The sequence below is a fragment of the Cryobacterium sp. TMT2-14 genome, assembly GCF_004402465.1.
In the GTDB taxonomy this organism is placed as follows: Bacteria; Actinomycetota; Actinomycetes; order Actinomycetales; family Microbacteriaceae; genus Cryobacterium; species Cryobacterium sandaracinum.
Genome location: NZ_SOFV01000019.1, coordinates 41,053 through 66,979 on the forward strand (window position 1 = coordinate 41,053; position 25,927 = coordinate 66,979).

21 protein-coding genes are annotated in these 25,927 nt (G+C 68.6%); 13 read left to right on the forward strand and 8 right to left on the reverse strand.

Features of this window, described 5'->3' with window-relative positions; translation table 11 throughout:
• The first annotated feature begins 125 nt into the window (after window positions 1–125).
• Complete coding sequence (locus E3O28_RS07660; RefSeq protein ID WP_134415530.1) at window positions 126–2,291, forward strand: DEAD/DEAH box helicase; 2,166 nt, start codon at window positions 126–128, stop codon at window positions 2,289–2,291.
• Between the two features lie 32 nt (window positions 2,292–2,323).
• Here the strand turns inward: E3O28_RS07660 and E3O28_RS07665 are convergent, their stop codons facing one another.
• A complete protein-coding gene (locus E3O28_RS07665; protein ID WP_104099659.1) occupies window positions 2,324–3,334 on the reverse strand; it encodes an ADP-ribosylglycohydrolase family protein in 1,011 nt (336 codons plus the stop codon).
• Window positions 3,335–3,592: 258 nt separating this feature from the next.
• On the opposite strand from E3O28_RS07665, the gene E3O28_RS07670 reads away from it, so the two are divergent.
• The 3 genes from E3O28_RS07670 to E3O28_RS07680 are packed head-to-tail and all read left to right on the forward strand — an operon-like array spanning window position 3,593 to window position 5,888.
• Entirely contained in the window at window positions 3,593–4,405 is an 813-nt protein-coding gene (locus E3O28_RS07670; RefSeq protein ID WP_104099660.1) for an amino acid ABC transporter substrate-binding protein, read from the forward strand.
• A 12-nt stretch (window positions 4,406–4,417) separates the two neighbouring features.
• Entirely contained in the window at window positions 4,418–5,086 is a 669-nt protein-coding gene (locus tag E3O28_RS07675) for an amino acid ABC transporter permease (RefSeq protein ID WP_104099661.1), read from the forward strand.
• A complete protein-coding gene (locus E3O28_RS07680) occupies window positions 5,073–5,888 on the forward strand; it encodes an amino acid ABC transporter ATP-binding protein (protein ID WP_134342010.1) in 816 nt (271 codons plus the stop codon). The genes E3O28_RS07675 and E3O28_RS07680 overlap by 14 nt, the downstream gene beginning before the upstream one ends.
• A gap of 60 nt (window positions 5,889–5,948) precedes the next feature.
• Here E3O28_RS07680 and E3O28_RS07685 read toward each other — a convergent pair whose 3' ends face one another.
• Window positions 5,949–6,977: a TerC/Alx family metal homeostasis membrane protein gene (locus E3O28_RS07685; RefSeq protein WP_104099663.1), complete on the reverse strand. Its 1,029-nt coding sequence runs from the start codon at window positions 6,975–6,977 to the stop codon at window positions 5,949–5,951.
• Window positions 6,978–7,145: 168 nt separating this feature from the next.
• Here E3O28_RS07685 and E3O28_RS07690 point away from each other — a divergent pair, with 168 nt between their 5' ends.
• Window positions 7,146–7,838 (forward strand): Pr6Pr family membrane protein, encoded by a 693-nt coding sequence (locus tag E3O28_RS07690; RefSeq protein ID WP_104099664.1) that lies wholly within the window; start codon window positions 7,146–7,148, stop codon window positions 7,836–7,838.
• 13 nt (window positions 7,839–7,851) lie between these two features.
• Here E3O28_RS07690 and E3O28_RS07695 read toward each other — a convergent pair whose 3' ends face one another.
• Both E3O28_RS07695 and E3O28_RS07700 read right to left on the reverse strand, forming a co-directional pair.
• A complete protein-coding gene (locus E3O28_RS07695) occupies window positions 7,852–8,208 on the reverse strand; it encodes a winged helix-turn-helix domain-containing protein (protein WP_104193928.1) in 357 nt (118 codons plus the stop codon).
• A complete protein-coding gene (locus E3O28_RS07700; protein ID WP_104099665.1) occupies window positions 8,205–9,296 on the reverse strand; it encodes a TerC family protein in 1,092 nt (363 codons plus the stop codon). Before E3O28_RS07700 ends, E3O28_RS07695 begins: the two co-directional genes overlap by 4 nt.
• 232 nt (window positions 9,297–9,528) lie before the next feature.
• On the opposite strand from E3O28_RS07700, the gene E3O28_RS17215 reads away from it, so the two are divergent.
• Window positions 9,529–10,080: a cupin domain-containing protein gene (locus tag E3O28_RS17215; protein WP_134415531.1), complete on the forward strand. Its 552-nt coding sequence runs from the start codon at window positions 9,529–9,531 to the stop codon at window positions 10,078–10,080.
• A gap of 118 nt (window positions 10,081–10,198) precedes the next feature.
• On the opposite strand, the gene E3O28_RS07710 is transcribed toward E3O28_RS17215, so the two are convergent.
• Window positions 10,199–10,561 (reverse strand): DUF2834 domain-containing protein, encoded by a 363-nt coding sequence (locus tag E3O28_RS07710; RefSeq protein ID WP_104193930.1) that lies wholly within the window; start codon window positions 10,559–10,561, stop codon window positions 10,199–10,201.
• A gap of 49 nt (window positions 10,562–10,610) precedes the next feature.
• Between E3O28_RS07710 and E3O28_RS07715 the strand changes: the two genes are divergently transcribed.
• Window positions 10,611–11,387, forward strand: coding sequence for an HNH endonuclease family protein (locus E3O28_RS07715; RefSeq protein WP_134415532.1), 777 nt, complete (start codon window positions 10,611–10,613; stop codon window positions 11,385–11,387).
• Between the two features lie 36 nt (window positions 11,388–11,423).
• Here E3O28_RS07715 and E3O28_RS07720 read toward each other — a convergent pair whose 3' ends face one another.
• Complete coding sequence (locus E3O28_RS07720; RefSeq protein ID WP_134415533.1) at window positions 11,424–14,435, reverse strand: AAA family ATPase; 3,012 nt, start codon at window positions 14,433–14,435, stop codon at window positions 11,424–11,426.
• Window positions 14,432–15,607, reverse strand: a complete 1,176-nt coding sequence (locus tag E3O28_RS07725) for an exonuclease SbcCD subunit D (protein WP_104099259.1) — start codon at window positions 15,605–15,607, stop codon at window positions 14,432–14,434. Before E3O28_RS07725 ends, E3O28_RS07720 begins: the two co-directional genes overlap by 4 nt.
• 187 nt (window positions 15,608–15,794) lie before the next feature.
• Between E3O28_RS07725 and E3O28_RS07730 the strand changes: the two genes are divergently transcribed.
• From E3O28_RS07730 to E3O28_RS07750, 5 genes are all read left to right on the forward strand, one after another.
• Window positions 15,795–16,583, forward strand: a complete 789-nt coding sequence (locus tag E3O28_RS07730; protein ID WP_104099255.1) for a DeoR/GlpR family DNA-binding transcription regulator — start codon at window positions 15,795–15,797, stop codon at window positions 16,581–16,583.
• The gene (locus tag E3O28_RS07735; protein ID WP_134415534.1) at window positions 16,580–17,551 is read left to right on the forward strand and encodes a 1-phosphofructokinase family hexose kinase; all 972 of its coding nucleotides are present in this window, start codon (window positions 16,580–16,582) and stop codon (window positions 17,549–17,551) included. Before E3O28_RS07730 ends, E3O28_RS07735 begins: the two co-directional genes overlap by 4 nt.
• Window positions 17,548–19,560 carry a fructose-specific PTS transporter subunit EIIC gene (locus E3O28_RS07740; RefSeq protein ID WP_104099253.1) on the forward strand — a complete coding sequence of 671 codons (2,013 nt, stop codon included), beginning with the start codon at window positions 17,548–17,550 and terminating at the stop codon, window positions 19,558–19,560. The genes E3O28_RS07735 and E3O28_RS07740 overlap by 4 nt, the downstream gene beginning before the upstream one ends.
• A gap of 91 nt (window positions 19,561–19,651) precedes the next feature.
• Window positions 19,652–21,337 carry a phosphoenolpyruvate--protein phosphotransferase gene (gene ptsP / locus E3O28_RS07745; protein ID WP_104099252.1) on the forward strand — a complete coding sequence of 562 codons (1,686 nt, stop codon included), beginning with the start codon at window positions 19,652–19,654 and terminating at the stop codon, window positions 21,335–21,337.
• 74 nt (window positions 21,338–21,411) lie between these two features.
• Complete coding sequence (locus E3O28_RS07750) at window positions 21,412–21,690, forward strand: HPr family phosphocarrier protein (RefSeq protein ID WP_104099251.1); 279 nt, start codon at window positions 21,412–21,414, stop codon at window positions 21,688–21,690.
• An 86-nt stretch (window positions 21,691–21,776) separates the two neighbouring features.
• Here the strand turns inward: E3O28_RS07750 and E3O28_RS07755 are convergent, their stop codons facing one another.
• Window positions 21,777–25,394 (reverse strand): TM0106 family RecB-like putative nuclease, encoded by a 3,618-nt coding sequence (locus tag E3O28_RS07755; RefSeq protein WP_134415535.1) that lies wholly within the window; start codon window positions 25,392–25,394, stop codon window positions 21,777–21,779.
• 269 nt (window positions 25,395–25,663) lie between these two features.
• On the opposite strand from E3O28_RS07755, the gene E3O28_RS07760 reads away from it, so the two are divergent.
• Window positions 25,664–25,927 (forward strand): hypothetical protein, encoded by a 264-nt coding sequence (locus tag E3O28_RS07760; RefSeq protein ID WP_174721887.1) that lies wholly within the window; start codon window positions 25,664–25,666, stop codon window positions 25,925–25,927.

The window sequence follows — 25,927 nt, forward strand, 5'->3', positions numbered from 1 at the left end:
AGGATCGGCGTCGCGGCGCACCCTGGGGAAGCAGGCGCACGTTCGTCCGTGCGCCCGCTTCCATAACCTGCGCCGCGAGGCCTGGCGCCCGGCGCGCTGTCACCAGCATCTGCGAAGCTGGACGGATGACCGACACCCGCGCCGCCGCCCTCGAGATTCTGCGCAACCTGGTCGGGCGTGACGACGCCGACTTCCACGAGGGACAGTTCGAGGCGATCGAGACCCTCGTCGACCAGCGCCGACGGGCCCTGGTCGTGCAACGCACCGGGTGGGGCAAGTCGGCCGTCTACTTCGTCGCCACGCTGCTGCTGCGCCGCCAGGGAGCCGGCCCCACCATCCTGGTGTCGCCGCTGCTCGCCCTGATGCGCGACCAGGTGGACGCGGCAGCCCGGGCCGGGGTGCGCGCCGTGTCGATCAACTCCTCCAACCCACACGAGTGGGCAGAGGTGCAGCAGCAGCTGATCGACGACGAGGTCGATGTGCTGCTGGTGTCGCCGGAGCGACTCAACAACCCGAAGTTCCGCGACGAGCAGCTCCCCGCGCTCCTCGCCCGGGTGGGCCTGCTCGTCGTCGACGAGGCCCACTGCATCTCCGACTGGGGCCACGATTTCCGGCCCGACTATCGGCGCCTGCGCGACCTGATCGCCCAGATGCCCGCCGGGGTGCCGGTGCTGGCGACCACGGCCACGGCGAACAGCCGCGTGGTGACGGATGTCGCGGCACAGCTGGTCTCGACCGGCGCGACGGTCGCGAACGGCGCAACCGGCGTGGCAAGCGCTGAGGTGGTCACCATCCGCGGCCCGCTCGCCCGGGCATCCCTGCGCCTCGGCGTACTGCGCCTGCCCGACTCGCGCACCCGGCTGGCCTGGCTGCTCAGCCACATCGACGAGCTGCCCGGTAGCGGCATCATCTACACCCTCACCGTCTCGGCGGCGGAAGACACCGCACGTCTGCTGCGGGAGGCCGGGCACCCGGTGCGCGCCTATACCGGGCAGACCGACACCGCGGAGCGGGAGGAGTCCGAGGGCATGCTCAAGCGCAACAAGGTCAAGGCCCTCGTCGCCACCAGCGCCCTGGGCATGGGGTTCGACAAGCCCGACCTCGGCTTCGTGTTGCACCTGGGTGCCCCCTCCTCCCCCGTGGCCTACTACCAGCAGGTCGGCCGCGCCGGCCGCGCCACCGAGAACGCCGACGTGCTGCTGCTGCCCGGAGTCGAAGACGAAGACATCTGGCAGTACTTCGCCACCTCCTCGATGCCCAGCCAGCACAAGGCGGAAGCCGTGATCGGGGCGCTCACGGAGCACGGATTTGCCCCGCTGTCCACACCGGCGCTCGAGGCCCGCGTCGACCTCAAGCGCAGCCCGCTCGAGCTGCTGCTGAAGGTGCTCGACGTCGACGGCGCCGTGCGCCGCGTCACCGGCGGCTGGGTGTCCACCGGCCGGCCCTGGTTCTACGACCGGGAACGCTACGAACGCATCGCCGCCGCCCGGGTGAGCGAGCAGCAGGCGATGCTCGACTACGAGCGCACCACCGGCTGCCGGATGGAATTCTTGCAGCGCGCGCTCGACGACGACACCGCGGTGGCCTGCGGCCGCTGCGACAACTGCACCACGGCCTGGTTCCCCGGCGACGTGCGGCCCGAGATGACCTCGGCCGCCGCCCGAGCCCTCGACCGGGTCGGCGTGGCTCTCGAGCCGCGCGCGCAGTGGCCCACTGCAGTGGCGAGCCTGGGCGTGAACGTGCGCGGCAACATCCCGACCGGCGAACGGATGCTGCCCGGCCGCGCCCTCGCCCGCCTCACCGATCTGGGCTGGGGCGGCCCGCTACGCGACCTGTTCGCCACCCAGTCCTCCGACGCGCCGTCCACGGATGCCCCGGCGAGCCCAGCCCTGATCCAGGCCTGCATCCGCGTGCTGGTGGAGTGGGGCTGGGACGAACGGCCGGCCGCGGTGGTGAGCGTGCCCTCGCGGCGGCATCCGTTGCTGGTCGGATCGGTGGCTCGGGCGTTCGCCGAGGCCGGCCGCCTGCCCTGGCTCGGCTCGCTCGACCTCGTGAACGGCGGCCCCACCGGCACGGCGGGCGGCAACAGCGCCTACCGGCTCTCCAACGTCTGGGACCGTTTCGCGGTGGGACCGAAGCTGGCCGCGGCCCTCGACACGGTGCAGGGCCGACCGATCCTGCTCGTCGATGACCTCGCCGACAGCCGCTGGACGCTCACGGTTGCGGGCCGCCTACTGCGTCGCCAGGGGGTGGCGGCCGTGCTGCCGTTCGCGTTGGCGTTGAAGTCCTGAGCTGCCGGAGAACTGAAGCTTTCGCCCTGACGTCAACGCAGCGCGCGCAGCTTGACCGTGCGCTGCAAGCCGACCTCGTCGGCCCGGACTCCCCCGACCGTTCCGCAGTGGGCTGACTGCATGGACAGGCGCACCAGGTCAACGCCGCGCAGCCCCGGCCAGCCCTGCACCAGGTGGCGCCAGGTTGTTGGCACAGCTTCCAGCCCCCAGCGGGCGGCGGTCAGCGCGCCAGCGACACCTGCTACGGCGTCGGTGTCGCCGCCGCCGCGCGCCGCGACTTCGATGGCGCGACGCACCTGGCCGGCATCCGTTCCCCGGGCGTACGTGATCGCCGACCAGGCAGCCTGCAGGGTCTGCACGACCCAGCCGTTACCCGGGAAATCCGCGGGCCGTTCACGCTCGGCATCGTCGAACCGGGTCGACCAGTCCGCGCGGCGCTCGCTCGTCAGGGCGGACAGGCCCACCCGAATGTCGAGTTCGCCCTCGAGCACGGCGTGCCGCAAAGCGAGCCCGAACAGCACGCAGGCATCGCCTGCCTCGGTTTCACGGTGCGTCAGCTCGCTGACCAGGCGCGCGGCCTCGGCCAAGGCGACCGGATCGCCGAGGAACGCCAGCGCCACCGGCGCGGTTCTCAGGAGCGATCCGTTGCCGGCGCTGCGCCCGTTGCGATCATGCTGCTCCCTCGCCCCGCGACGCACGGAGTCGGCGTTCGGCTCGCTGCCCGAGAGCACCGCCCCCAACTGCACGCCCGCGTACGGTGCCGATTTCGCCCAGGCCACCCAGTGGGCCACGACGATGTCGAGGACCGAGTCGTCTCTGAGATCCCCGCCCTCCGCCGCGGCGATCGCGAGCGGCACCGCCATGGCCGTGTAGTCGGTCCACTCGCCGGGTACCCAGTGGAAGCCGCCGCCGCCGCGCATGCTGACCGGGGTGGTTTCCGGTAGCGGCCCGGCAAACTCGTAGCCGGCCCCGAGCGCGTCCCCGCAGGCCATGCCCAGCAGCACCGCTGCTGATCGGTCGTGTTGGTCGGCAGTCAGCTTCATTGCAGGCTCCTTCGGGTCGGGCCGATTCGGGTCGGGTAAGGACCGGAGTACCTGCACATCCGAGAACGAACGTCGGGTGCACGGGATGAGCGCAGCCTATTCCGGCCCAAAATCCCCGGCAAGGCCATTGACCGGGGCCTAACCGGTGTGTGACGCGGCGCGTCACGGGAATACTTACCGGGGCGCACTCCTTGTTAGTCTTCAGACATCGCTTTTCGGCGATGAATACGCACCTGCAACCTCGGTTAGGCCAGAAAAATGAAGCTCAAGATCCTGTCGGCGGTACTACTCACAGCGCTCACCGTGTCGCTGGCCGGCTGCTCCGCGAGCACCGACACCGACGACGCAACCACGACCGGCGCCGACACCTCGCTGTCCTCCGTCATAGACGCGGGCGTGCTCACCATCGGCACTGAGGGCACGTACCGCCCGTTCACTTTCCACGAGGGTGGCTCCGGCGCACTGACCGGCTACGACGTCGAGATCATCGAGGCCGTCGCAGCCGAGCTCGGAGTCACGGCCAAGTTCGAGGAAACCCAGTGGGACGGCATCTTCGCCGGCCTCGAGGCCGGCCGCTTCGACGTTATCGCCAACCAGGTCACGGCCACCCCGGAACGCGTCGCCAAGTACAACTTCTCGACCCCCTACACGTTCTCGACCGGCGTGATCGTGGTCAAGAGCGACAACACCTCGATCACCTCCTTCGAGACCCTGGCCGGCAAGACCACGGCCCAGTCGCTCACCAGCAACTGGAACACCCTCGCCACCGAGAGCGGCGCACGTGTGCAGGCCGTCGAGGGCTGGGCCCAGTCGGTCGCCCTGGTCGAACAGGGCCGCGTCGACGCGACCGTGAACGACAATCTTACCTTCCTCGACTACCAGAAGCAGACCGGCGCCACCGGGCTCAAGGTCGCCGCGAACACCGACGAGGAGTCCGCGACCTCGTTCGCTTTCGTCAAGGGAAGCACGGAGCTGACGGATGCCGTCGACGCGGCCCTCGAGAAGCTCGCCGCCGCCGGCACCCTGACGTCGATCTCGGAGAAGTACTTCGGGTCCGACGTTTCCCAGTAACCCCGTCCAGCCATGAACCAATCCGCCTGGGACCTATTCTGGACCTCGCTCGGTCCCATCGTGCAGGGGGCGATTCTCGGCACCATCCCGCTGGCGCTCGCCTCGTTCACGATCGGTCTGGCGCTCGCGCTCGGGCTGGCGTTGATGCGCCTCTCCCGGCGCCGGTGGGTGTCCGGCATCGCCCGGGTCTACATCTCGATCGTGCGCGGTACCCCACTGTTGGTCCAGTTGTTCGTGATCTTCTACGGCCTGCCGTCGCTGGGCATCCTGATCGATCCGTGGCCGAGCGCTGTGATGGCGTTCTCGCTCAACGTCGGCGGCTACGCCGCCGAAGTGATTCGGGCTGCCATCCTCTCGGTGCCCAAGGGACAATGGGAGGCGGCCTACATGATCGGCATGTCGCACCGTCGCGCGCTGACCCGGATCATCCTGCCGCAGGCCGCCCGTGTCTCGGTTCCGCCCCTGTCGAACACCTTCATCAGCCTGGTCAAGGACACCTCCCTCGCCTCGCTGATCCTGGTCACGGAGCTGTTCCGCGAAGCACAGCAGGTGGCCGCCTTCAGCCAGGAATTCATGCTGCTCTACCTCGAAGCCGCCCTGGTCTACTGGGTGATCTGCCTGGGCCTGTCCTCGGTGCAGAGCGTTCTCGAGAAGCGATTGGACCGCTATGTCCCCCACTGATCCGATTGATCCGACCGAACCGACGGCCCCGGATGCCGCGGCGACCTCCGACGCCCTGCTCCGCGTGCGCGGGCTCCAGAAGAGTTTCGGCGCCAACCAGGTGTTGCAATCCATCGAGCTGACGGTGGGTCGCGGCCACGTGCTCGCCCTGATCGGACCCTCCGGTTCCGGCAAGACCACCATCCTGCGCTGCCTGAACGGCCTGGAACTGGCCGACGGCGGAACGATCGACGTGGCCGACGAACTGTCGGTCGACTTCGCAGCCATACCGGGGAAGAGTCAGCGTGCGGCTCTGCGCGACCGGTCGGCCATGGTCTTCCAGCACTACAACCTGTTCCCGCACAAGACCGTACTGGAGAACGTGCTGGAGGGGCCCGTGGTGGTGCAGCGCCGCCCGAAGGCGGAGGTCGAAGCGGAGGCGCTCGCGTTGCTCGACCGCGTGGGCCTCAGCGCCAAGAAGGACAGCTACCCGTTCGAGCTCTCCGGCGGCCAGCAGCAGCGTGTGGGCATCGTGCGCGCGCTCGCCCTGCGCCCGCAGCTGCTGCTCTTCGACGAGCCCACGTCATCCCTCGACCCGGAACTCGTGGGCGATGTTCTGCGCCTGATCAAGGAACTGGCGGTGGAGGGCTGGAGCATGGTGATCGTGACCCACGAACTCGAATTCGCGCGCGAGGTAGCCACCGAGGTGGCCTTCGTCGACGGTGGCCGAATCGTCGAGCATGGCGACCCGAATCAGCTGCTGCGCCACCCGAAGGAGGAACGCACCCGGCAGTTCCTGCACCGGCTGCTGTTCCCCTTCTAGGTGCACATCCAGGCGTGGGGCCGACCTCGCCGGGCAGCGGCTCAGCCCCTCACCTGCCCGTCAACTCTTGTGCCCGGAGTCGGGCTGATCCGCTGGTTCAGTCTCGGAATGATCCGCTGCCCGGAGTGAGCCGGCATGAGCTCGCACCGTGGGATCCTGGCGTGTCTTGATCAGGCTGGCGACCGTGGTCACGGTCAAGACCACACCGATGACGATCAGGCTGAGATTCGTGCTGATCTCCGGCACTCGGCCATCAAGGCCGTGTGCCCAATGCAGAACGAGTTTCACACCGATGAAGGCCAGGATGAGGGACAGGCCGGTCGACAGGTAGACCAGCCGGTCGAGGAGCCCCTTGACGAGGAAGAATAGCGCCCGGAGCCCGAGCAGCGCGAAGGCGTTGGCGGTGAAGACGATGTACGCCTCATCGGTGATTCCGAAGATCGCCGGGATCGAATCGAGTGCGAACAGGAGATCGGTGCTGCCGATCGCTATCAGCACGATAAACAGCGGTGTCACCGCGCGGCGGCCGGCGCTCCGCGTGAACATACGACCGTCGACATAGTCGTCGGTAACGGTCAGGCCCCGACGGGCCACCCGGACCAGTACGTTGTCTTGCACGTCAGGGTCGACGTTACGGTGCCGGAAGAGCTGTACGGCTGTGAAGATCAGGACCAGACCGAAGATCAGGAACATGAATGAGAACAGCGAAAGCAGGGCGGAACCCAGTGCAATGAAGATCGCCCGCAGAATGAGTGCCAGCAGGATCCCGAAGATGAGAACTTTCTGCTGGTATTTTTCCGGGACCGCGAAGGTCGACATGATGATCACGAAGACGAAGAGGTTGTCGATGGACAGGCTCTTCTCAACGATGTACCCGGCGAAGTATTCCGCGCCGAACCCCCAGCCCACCTGCGCCGCGAAAACGAGGCCGAACAGGATCGCGACCGCGATGTACAGCACCGACGAGAGTGCGGCCTCCCGAAACTTGACGACGTGCGGCCGGGCGATGGCCAAACCCAGGTCCAACGCGAGCAGACCCAGAATGACGGCGATGGTGAGCGTCCAGCGGAGCGCAGTTACTTCCAGCAACTGTGACCTTCCTGTCGTGTCCTCAGCGAGAATTTCAGCGTGAGCCTACTCATAAGAGGAACTAAATAAGCATGAACGTCAACAGTATCCTGCCTCTGCTGCTGACCCCCTTCCGGGCAAGCGGCCTGCCTTGCTAAATCCCCAGCTCGTCCGCACTATTCTTTTCCAGTGACTTCAACAGCGATCTCTCCGGTGGGCTCCGACTCAGCATCGCCCTCCACCTTCCGGCAGCTTTCCGGTCTGCTGCGGATCGGCATGGGACTGCTACTCCTTGCGAGCATCATTACGCAGATCACCGACCAGCTCTGGAACGACGCCTTCGTGGCGACCGAGTATTTCGGCTACTTCACCATCCAGTCGAGCCTGATGAACGTGGTCGTGCTGCTCGTGGGAGGTTCCCTCGCCCTTCGCCGAAGCACGGATTCCCAACTCCTCACCGTGGTGCGAATGTCGGTACTCACCTACGCGGTCGTCACCGGGGTCGTCTACAACGCGCTGCTGCGCAACGTCGTCTCCGATGGCTTCATCGGTGTCGGCTGGCCCAACGAGGTGTTGCACGTCTGGGCGCCGATCTTCATCGCGCTGGACTGGATCCTCTCGCCGGGGCGCCCGGCCCTGGCCTGGAAGCGCCTCGGTGTTGCCCTGATCTACCCGCTGGCTTGGGTGGCTTACGCCGTGGTGCGGGGCACCCTGACCGGCTTCTACACCTATCCCTTCCTCGAACCGGCCCAGCCGGGCGGCTACGTGACCGTGATCTTCTACGTGCTCGGCATCGCGACCTTCATCACCGGTCTCGCCGCGGCCGCAATCGCCGCGAGCCGCCTCCGGCCACAGGTTTTGACGACCGAACCCGTGGCCTGATCCGCTGTCGCGGTCAGACCGATCGCGGCGGCGGCGCGAATGTGCTGAACGCGGCGATCATCTCGTCGACGCTGTGCGCCGCGGTCGACGGATGCCGGAACGGCCGGTTCCGCTCGATGCTGTAGTGATTGCGCCGCCCCACCCGTTCGCGCCGGATGTAGCCGGCCTTGACCAGGTCCGCCATGATGCTCAGCGCCGCCCGGGTTGACACCCCCACCGTGTCGGCGAGCTCCTGCACCCGCGCATCGGGGTTCCCCGCGATAGCCAGGAGCAGGTGCGCGTGGTGGGTGAGGAACGTCCACGGCTTGCCGGGGGCATCCGTCGGTCCAGGCGGCGGAACGGGCGGCGGTTCGGGCAGCATCTCGGTCATCGGAGGGTCTCGTTCACCTTCTTCTGCTCAGCCTTCTGTTCGGCCTTCTGCTCGGCATTCTGTGCCTTCTGCTCGGGCGTGCGGGCCGATCGGCGCCAGACCGGCTCCATCTGGGCGAGTTCCTCAGGGGTGGCCTCGCGGAACGAGCCGACGGGAGCGGCCTCGAACTCGCGCCGCCCCTGGCCGCGCGTGGCCCGGAGGCTGAGCATGACCGAAACCGCGATGATCAGCGCGATCACAGATAGGGAAACGGTCGTCGGGATGTAGAAGACGTCGAGCAGCAGCATCTTGACGCCCACCCAGATCAGCACCAGCGAGAGACCAATCTTCAGGTAGACGAATCGGTGCATGAGGTCGGCGAGCAGGAAGTACATCGCCCGGAGGCCGAGGATTGCAAAGGCGTTGGCGGTGAAGACGATGAACGGTTCACTGGTGACCGCGAAGATGGCCGGGATGGAGTCCACGGCGAACACGACATCCGTCACCTCGACGAGCACGAGAACCGCCAGCAGCGGTGTGGCGAGCAGAATGCCGTTCTTGCGCACGAGTAAGCGCTGGCCGTGGAACGTCTCGGTCATCGGGATGAAGCGGCGGAAGAGACGCAGCACTTGGGATTTCTCGGGGTGCGCGTGCTCGTTGCGGGTGCGGATCATGCGGTAGCCCGTGAAGATCAGGAACGCAGCGAACACGTAGAGAATCCAGGAGAAGTTCTCGATCAACACGGCGCCCGCGGCGATGAAGATGCCGCGCAGCACGAGCGCACCAAGAACGCCGAGGAACAGCACCCGGTGCTGGTACTGGCGCGGCACCGCGAAAGCGGCGAAGATGATCGCCCAGACGAAGACGTTGTCGACCGCGAGGGACTTCTCGATCAGGTAGCCCGCGTAGTACTGCTGCCCGAACTCGGCCCCGGCCGTCACCCAGATCACGACGCCGAAGGAGATGCCGATGAGCACCCAGATCACGGACCAGATCGCGGCTTCGCGCACTCCGATCACATGGGCCTTGCGATGGGCGAACAGGTCGACGGCGAGCATGACGGCGATGATGCCGAACACCGCCAGCCAGGCGTAGAGGGGAACGTCCATGGGGAATGCCTTCCAGTCACTGCTTCGACTGGAGGTCTGGTCCAACCCGGATCGGGTCCCTGTGGCCGGGCTCCGATGACGGAACCGTAATGACGACCACACGCTGGGGATTACTCCCCTCCTAAAACAAGTGAAGCATACTTCACCCTTTGGCGCAAACAGCGGGGTTGACTGCGGCGGTTGAGCACTTCCGCCGCCGCGACTACCGCGCACTGGAACAACGGAGGATCCCATGACGGGTTTTGTCGACAAAATCGAGGACGCGGCCATCCGCAACTCGAATTTCCGCCAGGTGCTGTACACCGCCCGGGGGCTGCAGCTGGTCGTGATGGCGCTGGAGCCGGGCGAGGACATCGGGGAAGAGGTGCACCCGGATCGAAACCAGTACTTTCGGGTGGAGAAGGGCAAGGGCGAGATCTGGATCGACGGCACCAAGACGAAGATCAGGAAGAACTCCGCCATGGTCGTGCCGGCCGGCGCGCGGCACAATGTGCTCAACACGGGCGGCAAGGTGCTGCGGCTCGCCACGATCTACGCGCCGCCGGAGCATCAGGACGCCATCGTGCACCTGACCAAGGCAGACGCCCAGGCCTCGGGGAAACACTTCGACGGCACCGTCACGGAGCCGAAGCCGAAGCAGAAATCACGCCAGGCGAAGCCGGCCGCCACGCAGGCTACGGCAAAGCCGACGTCGAAGAGGGCCGCCAAGCCCGCCGCGAAGACACCACGCAAGCCGGCGGCAAAGCGCCCCTCGACGAGGGCGCGGTCCGCCGACACCAACTAGCTGAGTGCGGCCTAACGAATTCGACGGAGATTTTGAGCATTTCGGGCTGAAACGGATGTTTGGGGCCGGTTTTGAGCAAAATCTCCGTCGAATTGGTTCGAGACCGCCTGGCTGGCGCCTAGCGGGTCCGGGCTCCGGCAGGCGCCGGCCGCACCCGCTGCGCCTGCAGCGTGCGTTCCCGCATTGCGAGGAAAAGCGGGAAGGTGAAGGCGAAGGCTGTCAGACCCGAGAGCACCACGTAGAGCCAACCCCGCTTCATCCCGATCCGCCTGGCCTCGACGATGATCAGGATGCTGCCGGCCACCGCCACCACCAGCAGGTCAACGGTCAGTGACGACACCGCCGGACCGCTGTTCACCCAGTCACCGACGAAGTCGCGTAGCTGCACGATCGCCAGCAGGTTGAAGGTCCAGGTGCCCACGAGGCCGCCGAGGCTGAGCGCCAGGTAGACGGCGGCGAGCGGGGTCCAGTTTTTGGTCATACGTCATTATTGCCGCCCGGTAGGGTCGAAAGCCGACCCTGGGAGCACCATGCCACACGCATCTCGCAAGCCTGCGTCAACCCGCAGCCGGCGTTCCAGGCGACGGCCCGTCACCGCCCTGATGGTGGTCCTGCCGCTCCTGGCTTTGGTCTGGGCGATCGTGGTCGGCGTGCCCGGCGTCACACCGGGCGAGACATCCGTTCCCTTCCCGGTCGGATCCACGGCCGCGGCCCCGGTGACCGGCGACGCGGCCGACCTGCTCGCCACCCTGCCGGTCAAGGGCAAGGCCGCGAAGACCGGCTACGACCGCACCGGCGAGTTCGGCTCCGCTTGGCGCGACGTGGACGACAACGGCTGCGACACCCGCAACGATATCCTGGCCCGCGACCTGGCCGCGATCGTGACCGACGCGTCCTGCCGGGTCTTGAGCGGCCAGCTGCTGGCGCCGTACACGGGCGAATCGGTGTCGTTCGAGCGCGGCGAGACCACCTCGATGCTCGTGCAGATCGACCATCTGGTCGCTTTGTCGAACGCCTGGCAAACCGGCGCCGCACAACTGACCCGGGAAGAGCGGATCGCCCTGGCCAACGACCCGCTGAACCTGCTGGCCTCCGACGGTGTCTCCAACTCGCAGAAGGGCGACGGGGACGCCGCCACCTGGCTACCCGCGGAGAAGTCGTTCCGCTGCGAATATGTGGCCCACCAGATCTCCGTGAAGGCCACCTACGGCCTATGGGTGGCCCCGGCCGAGCACGACGCCATGGTGCGCGTGCTCGCGACCTGCCCCGGCCAGCCTGCCTACTCGGCCACGCCCGGTCTGGACTAGTTCCGCGCCGGCACAGCACGAACCGGCACAGCCCGGCTACACCGACACGAGGACCTCGCCGATCTCGCTGAAGCCCTGGTCGCTGACGGTGATGACCAGCTTGGCCGGGATCTGCTCCTTCATGGAGTCGACATGGCTGATCAGACCGATGGTGCGGCCGCCGGCGCGGAGGCCGTCCAGGGTGCTCATCGCGGTTTCCAGGGTGGCGCCGTCGAGGGACCCGAAGCCCTCGTCGACGAACAGGGTGTCGAGGGCGATGCCGCCGGCCTGGTTCGACACGATTTCCGCCAGCCCGAGGGCGAGGGCCAATGACGCCAGGAACGTCTCGCCGCCGGAGAGCGACTGGGTGGGGCGGGCCCGCCCGGTGTGCGCGTCCCGGATCATCAGCCCGAGCCCGGACTGGCCACCACGGAACTGCACCGAGTCGTCGTGTTCGAGGGTGTAGCGGCCCCCGGTCATGGTGCGTAGCCGGTTGTTGGCCGCTGCAATGATCTGCTCGAGCTGCGCGGCGAGAACGTAGGTCTCCAGGCGCATCCGTTTCGTGTTGGGTTCGTCGCCGTGCACGGCCGCCGCCAACTCCCTAACCTGCGTCTGCGTGGACAGAAGCTCCGCGCCGGCGTCGAAGTGCACGCGGGCATCCGTGACCAGGCCGGTCATGACGGCCACCCGCTCCCCCAGGGAGCCGCGTTCGGCCAGCGCCGCATCCCGTTCCGCCGCCGCCGTCACCAGGGTTTCCCGGGCCGGACCGACGTCGGTCAGGCCGGCGGGAAGACCCGTGAGTGCCGGTTCAGCCAGCACCGAGCGCGCCGCCGCGCGCGAATCGTCGTGGCCGCGGATCAGCTCTTCCAGCTGCCGCACGTCGGCGTCGTTCTGGTGGGCGGCGGCCACGTCCTGCTCGTCGACGAAACCTTCGCGGTCCAGCTGAGCCTGAACGGATGCGCCGGCGGCGTTCCGCAGGCTCCGGCGCTCACGGCTGTGGTCGAGGGCCTCGCCGAGGGCCCGCGCGGAGGCCAGCTCTGCCCGCAGCCGATCGACCCGGTGGCCCACCGAGGCGAAGTCGCCGCGCTGGGCGGACACTCGGTCGTCGATGGCCTGTCGGGCGCTGCGGCGCTCGGCAAGCTGCACGGCCGCCACATCGCGGGCGGAGCAGAGGCCTGCCAGGGCACGGCCGGCCTCGTCGAGTTCGGCCCGCAGCCGGCTCTTGTCGAGGCCGAGCGCTGCCGCCCGCACGCCCGCGTTCACGGCCGCGGCGAGGGCCACCTCGGACGCGGCCATTTCGGCGACGATTTCGTCGATGGTGCGCTCCCCGGCCCGGGCCCGGGCCTCGGCCAGATCGGTGGCCACGGTGCCTGCGGCGACGTGCGTCTGATCGAGTCGGGTCTGCGCCTGCTTCAGGCATGCCCGTGCCGCCACGATGTCGGCTTCGGTGACCGGTTCTTCATCGCCGGTGGCGGGAGCCGGATGCGCGGTCGAGCCGCACACCTCGCACGGCTCCCCCGGCACGAGGTGCGAGGCCAACTCGACGGCGTGGCCGGCCAGCCGCCGGTCCACAAGGGTCTGGTAGCGCACCGCCGCCGCCGCGTTCTCGCCGGCGGCGACCGCGTCGGCCCGGTGCGCCACCTCCAGCTCCGCGTCGAGACGCCGCACCTGGCCGGCCGCGCCCTCGGCCGCCCGCAGCCGCTCCGCCTGGGCGCGCGCCTCGGGCTCGCTTGCCGCCGCCAGCGCGGCCGCCGCCAGGGCCTCGTTGACGTCATCCATCCGGTCCGGTAGCTCGTCCAGGAGCGCCTGGGTCTGCTCGACGGATGCCACGTGCAGGGCGAGCTCCTCCTGCAGCGTCACAATCTTGGCCTCGATGCCGGGCAGCAGCCGTTCGACGTCGAGAACGTCCTTCAACGATCCGAGCCGGCCCAGGAGATTCTCGATGACGGCCTTGAGGCTCTCAGTCGTTTCCACCAGACCTGGGTCGTCCTGGTACTCACGCCAGGCGCCGTGCGCGTACGATTCGCCGACCAGGGCACGTTCGAGCGCTTCCTCCGCCTCTCGACGCGTGCGGAGCGCCGGCCACACGCGGGACGCCCGGTTCGCGGCCAGCACGGCCGCCCGGTCGAGGGCGACCGCCACCTGCCGGGCCTCGAGAACGGCCAGGGCCGAGTGGGCTTCGTTGCGGCGGTCCTGCCGGCTGCGCAGGTCTTCCTGGGCCTGCACGCCGGCGGCGGCCAACTCCAGCGCCGACGTGGCCCGTTCGGCCCCCGCCGACGCCTCGGCCAGCAGCTCGTCCAGCTCCGCCAGGGCGGCGTCGAACCAGGCCCGGTCGCGACTGCCGGGCGCGTCATCGGAGTCGTCGCCGGGCAGGTCTTCGCGCTGCAAGTGCCGGGACGCGGTGGCCGCCAGGCCGGCCAGGCGCTGGCGCACGGATTCCAGCCCATCATCGAGCGACTTGCGCCGGCTGATCAGCCCGAGTTCGAGCTGCTCGAACCGGGCGGTGCCGAAGAGGGTGCGCAGCACCCCTCGCCGGTCATCGGTCTTGGCCAGCAGGAACCGCTGGAACCGGTTCTGGGCCAGCAGGATCACCTGCAGAAACTGGTCCTGCTTGAGCGGCAGGATGCGGCTGAGCTCGTGCCCGACGTCGACCGGACGGGTCGCCACGCTGCGCCAGCCCTCAGGGGTGTCCCGGTCGTCGTGCAGGTCACGGATGTCGAGGCGCGCGTCGGGCGGTGACATGGTCGTACCCGGGCCACGCTTCTTGTTCTTCTCGTACCTGGGTGTGCGGTAGATGCGGTAGTCGTTCTCGTGCAGTGCGAATTCCAGCTCCACGAAAGTAGGGTCATCCGGTTCGCAGTGGTCACTGCGCAGCTGGGACTCCGTTCCCTCATAGCGCGGCACGCTGCCGTAGAGGGCGAAGCAGACGGCGTCGAGGATGCTGGACTTGCCGGCCCCGGTCTTGCCGGTGATCAGGAAGATTCCATCGGCATCGAAGCGCTCGAAGTCGATCACCTGTTCGTTCTTGTAGGGGCCGAATCCGGCGATCCGCAGGCGTTTGATCTTCATCGGCTCAGCTCCCTCAGGTCACCCTCGGTGAGGAGTTCCGCCACCAGGTCTCGTTCGAAATCGGATTGGCCGACCCCGTTGCGCACGAACTCGAGGAACCCGGCGACAATCTCGCGGTCACTCTGGCGGTCGATGCGCTCACCGTAGCTGACGGCATCCGAGTCGACGACGACAGCGGGCCGGTGCTCGAGCGTGACGCAGTGCGGGAATCGTTTCTGCAGGCGCCGGATGCCGTCGAGGGGACGCACCTGGTCGGTCAGGATTGCCGACACCCAGTCGGGCTCGAACTCGGCCAAGGCGTCATCGGTCAGGAGCTGTTCGATCTCGCCGGTGAGCACGCTGAGTCGCCGCGGGACCGGAAGCTCGATCCATTCGATGTCGGCGGCAGGGCCGGCCTGGAGCTCGACCAGCCAGCAGCCCCGCGGTTTGCCGGCCTCCGAGAAGGAGTAGTGCAGTGGTGCTCCCGAGTAGCGCACGCGGTCGGTGAGGTGGGCCCGCCCGTGGATGTGGCCGAGGGCGACGTAGTCCGGTCCTGTGAAGACCGACACGGGCACCAGATCGAGGCCGCCCGCGGTGATGTCCCGCACGGTATCGGTCGCCGCGGCCGCGGGCACTCCCGCCGCGAAGCAGTGGCTGAGCACCACCGATCGCCCGCCGCGCACGGCCAGGTCATCGCGGATGCGCTGCATCACGACGGTGAGCACCTGCTCGTGGGTCTTGAGCGGTTCGTCTGCCGGCCCGTGAAAAACGCTGAGGTGCCGGACCAGCGCCGGCTCCAGGTAGGGGATGCCATAGAAGTGCACGGGCCCGTGCTCGTCCGGCACGGTGACCGGTTCGAGGAACTGCTCCGGCCGGGTCAGCACATGGACGCCCGCGAGTGCGGCCCACTCCGCCTGGAAGCCGAGGCGGGTGGCGGAGTCGTGGTTGCCGCTGGTCATCACCACCGTGGCCCCTGCCTGCTTGATTTCCCGCAGCACCGCCGCGAGCAGCGTGTAGCTCTCGGCCGACGGCATGGCCGAGTCGAAGATGTCGCCGGCCACCGCCACCACGTCGATCCGGCGCTGCCGCACCACCTCCACCAGCGCATCCAGCACCTGATGCAGGGCATCCAGGGTCGAATGGGTGTGGAAGGTTCGCCCGATGTGCCAGTCGGAAGTGTGCAGGATCTTCATGATGCTCACGCTATCGCCGACGGCCGACACCCGGCGGCACCCGGCGGCGCCGGGCAGCACCGGGCAGCACCGCGCAGCGGGTTCTTTGTTTGTCTTTGTTTTTCTTGACAAACAAAAACAAACACAGGTAAAGTTTTTGTATTCTACAAATTCGTGGTTTCGGCCACTCAGCGTCGAGGAGGTCGCCATGTTCGCCGAAGAACGTCAGGCCCTGATCGTCGATCTGGTCACCAGTTCGAACCGGGTCACGGTCAGCGATCTCGCCTCCCGCTTCGATGTCACCCCCGAAACGGTGCGCCGCGACCTCGACAGCCTCGAGGGCGCCCGCCAGCTGCGCCGGGTGCACGGCGGCGCGGTCGCGTTCGACCGGCAGAGCATGTCCGAGCTCAGCCTCGAAGAACGCCAGACGCAGCGGCAGGACGAGAAGCAGCGCATCGCCGCCGCCGCCCTCACCATGATTCCCTCGAGCCAGACCGGCTCCGTCCTGCTGGATGCCGGCACCACGACCGAACTGCTCGCCGACCTCCTGCTCGACTGGACACCGGCAGCCCCCGGTGACGAACTCCTGGTCATCACCAACGCGGTGCCGATCGCCACGAAACTCGCCGGCAACGACGCCATCTCGTTGTATATCCTCGGCGGCCGCGTGCGCGGCCTCACCCGCGCCGTCGTCGGCCCCAGCACCATCGCCCAGCTCGATTCGTTGCGGCCCGACATCGCGTTCGTCGGCGCCAACGGCGTGCACGCCGAATTCGGTTTCAGCACTCCGGATGCCGTTGAATCCGCCGTGAAGACAGCCATCGTCCGTTCGGCCCGTCGTGTTGTCGCACTGGCCGATTCGTCCAAGCTCGACAAGGAAACCCTGATCCGCTTCGCGGCCCTGGGCGACATCGACGTGCTGATCGCGGACGCTCTCCCATCAGATGAACTTGCCGCAGCCCTGGCCGCGGCCGACGTTGAGGTTGTGATCGCGTGATCATCACGCTTACTCCGAATCCGAGCCTGGATCGCACCATCGAACTCCGCGCCCCGCTGGCCCGCGGCGAAGTTCAGCGCGCCGCTTCATCCCGCGAAGAACCGGGCGGCAAGGGCGTGAACATCGTTCGCGCCCTCGAGGCCTCGGACATCCTGAGCCTCGCCATTCTCCCCGGCGACGAGTTGGACCCCGTTCTGGTGGCCCTCCGGGCCGCGGGGGTGCCCCACCTCGGCATGCCGATCGGCGCCACGCTCCGGAGCAACGTCGCGCTGACCGAGATCGACGGCACCACCACCAAGGTGAACGTGCCCGGACCGGTGCTGACCGCCGCGCAGCAGAGCGACCTGATCGAACTCGTGCTGGAGAAGGCGGAGGGTGCCAGCTGGCTCGTGCTGGCCGGATCGCTGCCGCCTGGAGTGCCCGTCGACTTCTACGCCGACATCACCAGGGAGCTCCGCAGCCGGTTCGGCGCGAGCGCCCCTCGGGTGGCCGTCGACTCGTCCGGCGCGCCCCTCGCCGCCGCCGTCACGGCCGGACCGGACCTGATCAAGCCCAACGCGGAAGAACTGGCCGAGCTCACCGGCATCCCCGACCCGGAGAGCCTCGAGGGCAATCCGGTGCTCGTGGCCCGCGCCGCCGAGCGTCTCGTCGCCACCGGAGTTGGCGCCGTGTTGGCCACCCTCGGTTCCCAGGGTGCCGTGCTGGTGACCGAAGACGGCGCCTGGCTCGCGAAAACGCCGCCGATCATCGCGCGCAGCACCGTCGGAGCCGGCGATTCATCCCTGGCCGGCTACCTGCTCAGCAGCATCGCCGGCGGCTCCGCCCCCGACTCTCTCCGCCAGGCCGCAGCCCACGGGGCCGCAGCCGCGTCCCTGCCCGGATCAACCGTTCCGGCACTGCACCAAACCAGACCGGGCGACGTCACCCTGACGTCGCTCAACACCCATCCAAAGGAGGATGTCCAGTGAGTGCACTGATCACCCCGGAGCTTGTCGCTCTGGATAAGAACCTCGGAGCCGCACCCTCGAGCGTAATCCGGCATCTTGCCGAGCTCGTCGTCGGCGCCGGCCGCGCCACCGAGATCGAGAGCCTCTACGCGGATGCCCTCGCTCGCGAAGCGAAGACGGCAACCGGCATCCCCGGCGGCCTGGCCATCCCACATTGCCGTTCGGCAGCCGTTACCGAGCCGACGCTGGCGTTGGCCCGACTGACTTCGCCGGTCGACTTCGGCGCCGCCGATGGCCCCGCGGACCTCGTCTTCCTGATCGCCGCTCCCGAGGGCGCGGACCAGGAACACCTCAAGATCCTGGCCAAGCTCGCCCGCTCGCTGATGAAGGCCCCCTTCACCGCCGCGCTGCGCGCCGCGAAGACCCAGGCCGAAATCGTCGAACTGGTCACCAGCGTCGTCTCCCCGGCTCCCGTGGCCGCCGGCGGCGTCGTCGGCGCCGGCGCCAACGTCGGAAGCACGCCCGCGGCATCCGCCGGTGTCAAGCGCATCGTCGCTGTGACCGCCTGCCCGACCGGCATCGCGCACACCTACATGGCTGCCGAATCGCTCGTTGCCGCGGCGAAGGCCGCCGGCGTCGACCTGCAGGTCGAAACCCAGGGCTCGGCCGGCCTCACGATGCTCGACCCGGCCGTCATCGCCGCGGCCGACGCGGTCATCTTCGCCGTCGACGTCGACGTTCGCGGTCGCGAGCGCTTCGCCGGTAAGCCCGTCATCCAGGTGCCCGTCAAACGCGGCATCGACGAACCGGCCAAGCTCATCCACGATGCCCTGGCCGCGGCCCAGAACCCCAACGCCCGCCGCGTCGGCGGCACCGTCGGTGCGGCCGAGGCCGAGGAGACCAGCGAGCACTTCGGCCAGAAGGTCAAGCGCGCCCTGCTCACCGGTGTCAGCTACATGATCCCGTTCGTCGCCGGTGGAGGTCTGCTGATCGCCCTCGGATTCCTCCTCGGAGGCTACGAGATCACCGAGGTCGCCGACACGGTCACCCTGGAGAACAACCTGTTCAACCTGCCGGAAGGCGGCATGCTGACCTATCTGGGAGCGGTCTTCTTCAAGATCGGCGCGCTGTCGATGGGCTTCCTGGTTCCGGCCCTGGCCGGCTACATCGCCTACGCGATCGCCGACCGTCCCGGAATCGCCCCCGGTTTCGTCGCCGGTGCCGTCGCCGGGTTCATGGGTGCCGGTTTCCTCGGCGGCATCGCCGGTGGTCTGCTGGCCGGTGTCGCAGCCGCCAGCTTCGCCAAGCTCGACGTGCCGCGCTGGCTTCGCAGCCTGATGCCCGTCGTCATCATCCCGCTGGTCGCGTCGATCGTCGCCTCGGGCCTGATGTTCCTGGTGCTCGGTGGCCCCATCGCGCTGCTGACCACCGCTCTGAACGAGTGGCTGTCCGGCATGACCGGCGCCTCCGCCATCCTGCTCGGCCTGATCCTGGGCCTCATGATGGGGTTCGACCTCGGCGGACCGGTCAACAAGGTTGCCTACGCCTTCGCCGTCGCCGGTCTCGGCACCGCAACCATGGCCAACCAGGCTCCGTGGCAGATCATGGCTGCGGTCATGGCCGCCGGCATGGTTCCGCCGCTCGCCATGGCCCTGGCCACGGTGCTCGACCGCCGACTGTTCACTGTCGCCGAGCGCGAAAACGGCAAGGCCGCCTGGCTGCTGGGTGCGTCGTTCATCTCCGAAGGCGCCATCCCGTTCGCTGCCGCAGACGTGCTCCGCGTGATCCCGGCCTCCATGGTGGGCGCCGGCGTGACCGGTGCTCTCTCGATGGCCTGGGGCGTCACCTCGAAGGCCCCGCACGGCGGAATGTTCGTCTTCTTCGCCATCGACAGCTTCGCGCTCTTCGCCCTGGCGATCGCGATCGGAACCGTCGTAACGGCCATCCTGGTGATCGCGCTGAAGCGATACGCTCGAAAGACACCGTTGGTCACCGCGGACGCAGCAGCGCCCGCCCTGGTCAACGCCTAACCGCACGTCGGCCGCTCCGAGAAATTCGGGGCGGCCGACGCGTAGCATCAATAGCGCAGTATTTCTGCTGCGCAAGAATAGAGGTTGTCCCGTGCAGAATTTCACTGGTGTAGGCGTAAGCCCCGGCCGGATCATCGGATCCGTTCGCCAGATGCCCAAACCGATCAGCGAACCCCCGGCAGGTGAACGCCTGGATGCGGCGACTACGCCCGAAGTCGCAACGGCAGAGCTGCGGACAGCCTCCAAGGTGGTGCAAACCGAGCTTCAGCGTCGCGCCGAAGCCGCCACGGGCGCCAGCAAGTCGGTTCTCGAAGCCACCGCGCTGATGGCCACCGACCCGATGCTGATAAAAGCTGCAGTGAAATTAATCGTTACCGGAACATCCGCTGAACGCGCGATCTGGGAGTCCGGCGCATCCGTCGCCGAGATGCTGCACAACCTCGGTGGCTACATGGCCGAGCGGGCCACGGATGTCCTCGACGTGCGGGCCCGGATCGTCGCCGAGCTGCGCGGCGTCACCGCCCCCGGCATCCCCCAGTCTGACGAGCCCTTCGTGCTCGTAGCCGAGGACCTCGCCCCGGCCGACACCGCCACCCTCGACCCGAACAAGATCCTCGCCCTGGTCACCAGCGGCGGCGGACCGCAGTCGCACACCGCGATCATCGCCCGCGCCCTCGGCCTGCCGGCCGTCGTCGCCGCCGCCGGCGTCGACGCCCTCACCGATGGCACCGAGGTCTACGTGGACGGCGCCGCCGGAACCCTCCAGGTTGACCCCGGCGACGACGAGCGCACCGCCGTCACGGCGTGGGAGCACGTCGCGGCCAGCCTGTCCGTGTTCGACGGCACCGGCACCACCGCCGACGGCCACCTCGTTCCGCTGCTGGCCAACGTGGGCGGGGCCGCTGACGCGGTCAAGGCCGCGGCCGCCGGCGCGGAGGGCGTCGGACTGCTCCGCACCGAGTTCTGCTTCCTCGAGCGCGACATCGAGCCCACCATCGATGAGCAGGTCGTGGCCTACCGCGGCGTGTTCGACGCATTCCCCGGCAAGAAGGTCGTCGTGCGCACGCTCGACGCCGGCGCCGACAAGCCTCTGCCGTTCCTCACCGACAGCACGGAGCCCAACCCGTCGCTCGGCGTGCGCGGCTACCGCACCGACCTGACCAGCCCCGGCGTGCTCAAGCGCCAGCTCACAGCCATCGCCACCGCCGCGCAGGCCTCCTCCGCCGTGGTCTGGGTGATGGCTCCGATGATCGCCACAGTCGACGAGGCCGCCGACTTCGCCGCCATGTGCCGCGTCGCCGGGCTGAAGACCCCCGGCGTCATGGTGGAGGTTCCCTCCGCGGCGCTCCGCTCCGCGAGCATCCTGACCGAAGCCGAATTCGTCAGCCTCGGCACGAACGACCTCACCCAGTACACGATGGCCGCCGACCGTCAGCTCGGAACCCTCGCCGCGCTGAACTCGCCGTGGCAGCCCGCCGTGCTCCAGCTGATCCAGCTCACCGTCGCGGGGGCGATATACGAGGGCCACAACAAGCCCGTCGGCGTCTGCGGCGAAGCCGCCGCCGACCCGGTTCTCGCCGTCGTACTCGTCGGGCTGGGTGTCAACACCCTGTCCATGACGGCCCGGTCGATGTCCGCCGTGGGCGCCGTGCTGAAGTCCGTGACGCTCGAACGGGCGCAGGAACTTGCCCAGATCGCCGTTTCGGCCCGTAATTCGGACGAAGCGCGTACCCGCGTGCGCGCCGGATTGCCCATACTTGAAGAGCTGGGTCTCTAGCCGCTTCGGATTTACGTCGCATCGCATCATCGCCGGCGAGCCACCCCTTCGCCGGGCACCAATTAGGAGGAACTATGTCCGAACGTAAAGCCACCATCGCGAGCCGTGTCGGCCTGCACGCGCGCCCCGCATCCATCTTCGCGGCGGCCGTCGGCGATCTGACCCTCGAGGTCACCATCGCCCTCGAGGCCGACCCGGCCGAGGACGCGATGGATGCCTCGAGCATCCTGTCGCTGATGAGCCTGGGTGCCGCCAACGGCGACATCGTCGTGCTGCGCGCCGAGGGCGACGGAGCCGATGAGGCTCTCGAATCCCTCGTCAAGCTCCTCGAAACGGACCTCGACGCCGAGTAGCACCCCCGACCGAAGGCACCCTCAGTCCGCGCGAATCATGCCGGAGCGAGGGTGCCTTTTCGTGGGTCAGGCTCCGACGCCGGAGGTCAGGCCCGGTCGGGCGTGACCAGGGTGATGAACGCGCTCAGCTGGGCCAGGCTCTCCACACTTGAGGGCAGGGTCTCGGTCAGGGCCGGCGAGTAGACCAGCCAGGCCGCCCACTGGGCACGGGAGATGGCCACGTTGAGCCGGTTTGCCAGGAGCAGGAACTCGAGGCCGCGCGGTACGTCCTCTGCCGCGGAGGCGGCAAGCGAGACCACGGCGACCGCCGCCTCCCGGCCCTGGAACTTGTCGACGGTGCCCACCGGCACGTCACCCAGGCCGGCCTGCACGAGGTGGCGGCGCAGCAGCTCGACCTGCGCGTTGTAGGGCGCCACGACGATCACGTCGCCCTGCGCCAGCGGTGCGTTCCGGCCACCGGATGTCCAAAGTCGGCCGAGCAGACCGGTCACCAGTGAGACCACGGCTTCGGCCTCCTCCACCGACGAGGTGGAGTTGAACCGGTGCGGCACGGGCACCGGGTGCAGGCCCGGCTCCACAGCCTCGAGTCGGCGATCGGAGGGGTGCGAGCGCAGCCGCCCCTCGTAGGACAGCGCCGACACCGGAGCGCAGATCCTCGGATGCATGCGCCAGCTGGTCTTCAGAAAGTAGCCGAATTCCGGCGGGAGCACCTGGTGTCCGTCGCTGAGCCAGCCCAGAGCCGAGCCGTCGACCGGTTCGGGGTGCGTGCCCTGGCTGACCTGCGGCAGCTGTTGCGGGTCGCCGAGCAGCAGCAGGCGTTCGGCCGCGACGGCTGCTGCGATGGTGCTGGCGAGGGAAAACTGGCCGGCCTCGTCGATCACGAGCAGGTCGAGGGAGCCCCGCGGCACCCGGTCGGCGTTGCTGAAGTCCCAGGCGGTGCCGCCGAGCACCCAGCCGCCGGACTGCCCGGTGAACCGGGCGAAGGTCTTGGTATCCAGGAGGGTCCACGGCACCGGCTTTTTCTCGTCGCCCTTTTTCGCTTTCTTCCCGACCTGGCCGGGCTCCAGCCCCGCCTCGATTCCGGCGGCGAGTACGGCCCGGAGCATGTTCTCGACCGCGGCGTGGGACTGCGCGACGACGCCCACGCGCCAGCCGTGCCGCACGACGAGGTCGGCGATCACCCTCGAGCCGACGAAGGTCTTGCCGGTTCCGGGCGGGCCCTGCACCGCGAGGTAGGACCGGTCGAGCACGAGCAGGGTGTCCCGGATGGCGGTGCGCACATCCCCCTCACCGTCGCCGTCGCCGGCACCATCGCCCTCGCCGTCCCCGGCACCGGCACCATCGCCGGGGCGCGCCGGTGGCTGCACCAGGGGCTGCACCAGGGGCTGCACCAGGGGCTGCGCCGGCCCACTTGCCCCGAGCAACCGGGGCGGGCGTCGGCGCAGCAGGTCGAAGGCCGCGTCCGGCAGCGGTTCCGGCCACCGGGAGAGCACGGCGCGGCCCCACTCCGAGATCGCGGTCACCTGGCTACCGGCTGGCGGCGGGGTGCCGGGGGTGAGGGCGATCGGCATTTCCCGGTGGGCGGGTGCATCGCGTTCGAGCACCTCCTCGACCAAATAGACCGACTCGTCGATCACGTCGATGATGGTCGCCCTGTTGTGCGCGGTGCGCGCTCCGGGGACGTCGCTGCGGCTGATCGGCGGGTAGGGCAGGTCGTAGAGCAGGAACGGCTGCTGCCCGACCGTGAGCGAACTGCCCGGCGCGAGTGCCCCGGTCAGGCGCAGTACCCGGCGGTCGAGCGACTGGCGGCCTTCCCGGTGCCAGCCCAGGTGCAGGGCTGCTGTTTCGACGATGAGCACGTCCCTGGTGTCCGCCCAGTCGTCCACGGGCGCGCCCAGGCGACTGTAGTGGTCCCACCAGAACGATTTCTGCTCCCGCCGGTGGTAGTCGATCGCCGCCGAGGCGAGGGCGAGCGCGGTCTGGTCGGCGGTGCGCTCGGCCGGCGGAACGTCGGCAAGCAGCACGGAGAGTTCCCGGTAGACCGGGTCCGGTTCCCGCACCGGCAGGGGCACGCCCGCCAGGGTCGCCGGCGACGCTGCGGTGGCGCCCGGCTGCTCGGCGGCGCGGGCCAGCAGCCAGTCGCGCAGGCGCAGGGTGGAGCGGCAGTCGTACGCGTTGTAGCGGGCGATGTCCGTGAGAATCTGCTCTGCGGCATCCGTCTGTCCGGTGGCCAACAGGGTGCGCGAGCGCACGTATTCGGTGATCGAGTCGGCGGCGTTGGCCACGCCCTCGCGTTCCTCGAGCCCCATGTAGAGCGGTTCGAGCTTCTTGAGCGAGTAGCTGCGGCTGCCGATGCGTAAGCCCTGCCGCACGATCGGGTAGAGGTCAACGAGCACATTCCGGCGCAATAGGTCGTCGACCGCTTCTTCGCCGACCCCGTGCCGGGCGGCAAGGCCGAGCAGGTGGGTGCGCTCGTAGGGGGCGTAGTGGTAGATGTGGAGCCCCGGATGCCGCGAACGGCGCTCCCGCACATACTCCAGGAAGTCGATCAGGGCCTGACGTTCCTCGGCGTGGTCGTGCGCCCAGAAGGTGCGGAAGGTATCGTCCGGCAGGGCCAGACCGAACAGATAGTCCAGCCCCCACTGTCCGTTGCCGGCCTCCTGGTAGAGCGGGTCACCCTCGAAGTCGAAGAAGATGTCCCCCGCGTCGGGTGCGGGCAGCGCCGCGAGGGCGGCCGGGTTGATGATCTCCCAGTTCAGTGGCCGGCCGGGAGCTCGGGGGGCGATCTGCAGCCGGGCCTGCCCCTGCAGGGTCGCTAGCGTGGCGTCTGACAAACCGGGGACGGGCTCGCGCCGCGCGGCGAGGTCGTCGATGGAGCGGACGCCCGCGGAGCGCAGCCGGGCGCGCTGGCTGAGCCGCAGGTTCGCGACCAGGAGCACGTCCCGGTGCTGCTGCACCTGCTCCTCGCACAGGTCACAGCGGCCGCAGGCGGCGTAGCGAGGGTCACCCCACGGGGTGGGTGCAGGGTCGGCGAGGCGTTCGTCGACCAGCCGCTCGAGGCGGGCGCGCCGGGCGCGGTAGACCGGCAGGATGTCCTGCAACCGGTGCGAGCTCGTGCGGCCGTCGCCGAGCAGAAGGTGCACGTTCTCCCCCGTCGGGATGCCCATCCGCTGCAACTGGTCGCTATACGCCGCCAACTGCAGCAGCGCCGTGATCTTCGCCGAGCGTGCCAGCTTCGTGTCGTAGACCTCGTAGGTCGCGGCATGGTCGGCGGGGTCGGAATGGTCGGCGGGGTCGGCGGGGTCGGAATGGTCGGCGGGGTCGCTCGGGTCGCCGCTCCCGGTGCGGATGATGAAGTCCGCGTAGCCCAGGAATCGCCCGTCGAAGAACGCAGCCTGGAACACCACCTCGGCCCCTGCGCGCAGGGCCGCCTCGCTCATTTCAACGGCGGAACCGATGTCGGCGAGGTCGCCACGTTCGATCTCGACGACGGTGCGGGCCGCGCGCAGCTGTTCGAGCATCCGCAGTTCGTGGGCGTCGCCCAGCGCGGCGGTGCGCTGGAGCATGGCGTCAGCGGCTGCCGGGGCGGCGTCGATGCGTCCCAGTTTCGCGTCGAGTCGGCGCAACAGTGCCCACTCGCACGCGGCCGCGGCGCTGAGGTCGCTCGCCGAGTAGACAACGGTGGCAGGGTCTGGCAGGAACACGTCGATCTCCTCTTTGCGCACGCACAACCACACCGGAAGCGCTGGTCACGGTGGTTTCGAGGCTAGCCGACACCACCGACCAGAACAGGGGGTGCCGCGCCCTTCCCCCTGCAGCCGTGCTCAACTAGGGTTGGCCTACACGCGGCAGACGAGGTTTTTGATGGCTGTCCGCGCGGCGGTTCACTGTTGATCCGATTCTGGCCGATTGCGGGCCCGATGTGCGACGACCGAGTGCCGTATCCCTGCAACCAAGCGAGAAGGAACACACCGTGACTGACAGCCAGAACCCCGTACCCACTGCCAACGCCACCGGCCCCGACGCCCACAACATCAAGGACTGGACCGACCTCGGCAAGGAGATGTGGTCCTACCTGACCGGCAAGAGCGCCGCCATCAACTACAGCTTCATCGACATGACGGTGGAGGTGCCGCGCGACATCGGCCCCGATGCCCCCCGTGCCACTTGGAAGCTGAACGGCACACTGCGGGTCACCACGAGCGAGGGTTCAGACACCGAACCGCTCACCAAGTAG